This window comes from Streptomyces sp. L-9-10, from assembly GCF_004151105.1.
GTDB lineage: Bacteria > Actinomycetota > Actinomycetes > Streptomycetales > Streptomycetaceae > Streptomyces.
The window spans coordinates 1-219 of record NZ_PHRF01000081.1 but is presented as its reverse complement, the minus strand read 5'-3'; the positions used below and the strand labels follow the sequence as shown (position 1 = coordinate 219).

At 59.4% G+C, this 219-nt stretch carries 1 rRNA gene; it reads right to left on the bottom strand.

Features of this window, described 5'->3' with window-relative positions:
• Nucleotides 1–219, bottom strand: a 23S ribosomal RNA gene (locus tag CU044_RS20045); the annotation flags it as partial.

Here is a 219-nt window from a genome sequence, read left to right as displayed (position 1 = left end):
GTATCGCTACTCATGCCTGCATTCTCACTCGTGAACCGTCCACCCCTCGCTTCCGCGGAGGCTTCACCCGGCACACGACGCTCCCCTACCCATCACAGTCCCCGTTGGGGGTATGTACTGCAATGACACGACTTCGGCGGTACGCTTGAGCCCCGCTACATTGTCGGCGCGGAATCACTTGACCAGTGAGCTATTACGCACTCTTTCAAGGGTGGCTGC